Source organism: Vibrio sp. 1078-1 (assembly GCF_033340475.1).
The window spans coordinates 1-862 of record NZ_JAWOWM010000171.1 but is presented as its reverse complement, the minus strand read 5'-3'; the positions used below and the strand labels follow the sequence as shown (position 1 = coordinate 862).

General features: G+C 44.7%; 1 protein-coding gene and 1 pseudogene. Both read right to left on the bottom strand.

What is annotated here, in order from left to right:
• Positions 1-95 (bottom strand): annotated as a pseudogene (locus R7190_RS26385) (ABC transporter ATP-binding protein); the annotation flags it as partial.
• 9 nt (positions 96-104) lie between these two features.
• Positions 105-862, bottom strand: a 758-nt coding sequence (locus R7190_RS26380) for an ABC transporter substrate-binding protein (RefSeq protein WP_411978085.1), incomplete at its 5' end; no start/stop codon positions are given.

Genomic DNA, 862 nt, shown 5'->3' with positions numbered 1-862 from the left:
TCAAAGTTCACGCCATGGAGTACTTTTACCGGGCCATCATCCGTGATGAATTCCACTTCGAGATCTTTTACACTCAAAATTACATCGTTTTCCATAACACATCCTTACAGCTTATACGTGTCATCAACGACAACAACCGGTTCAAAGGTTTTACCCGACTTCATCGCTTTCTGGGTTTCTTTCTTCACGTCTTTGTCGATCCAATACGTGCCATCACCGATAATTCCGCCACTGAACAACGCTTCTGTCATTCGATTCATTGGTTTCTCTGGCAATTTCAACCAACGCCAGTGTCCATAACGAACGTAAGGTACCATGTAGCCAGTGACAATCACGTGCGCATCAATAATGTCTCGCTGAATCTCATGACCTAATTGGATCTTCTTATCCATGTCCATGTTAAAGCGATACGCAATGATCTTTTCATCTAGCTCTGGAGTGCTGTAGTTAGTGAATGAGTTCGTTTGTGGTTTGTTCGCGTTCACGGAATGGAAGTATTCCCAATAAGTTGGGATTTCCGAAGTCCCCATATCAAAGAAAGCAAGTTCGTGTTTTTTCTCACGCACATACTTGAACATCGATGAACCATCAATCAGCTTCAGCTCAATGTCCAACCCTGCCAATTTTGCCTGTTCACGCAAGAAAGCAATACGCGGTGTATGAACTGGAGATGAGTACGTCAATTCAAAGCTCAAACGCTGACCTTTATCATTCACGCGAATACCATCGGAACCAATCTTATCGAAGCCCGCAGCTTCAAACGCTGCCGCCGCTTTTTCTGGTTCAAACTTTGGCGCTTTCACATCTGGCAACGTGTACTTACCATGCCCAAAGCCCGTTGGGTTGGGTTTACGGCTGTAGT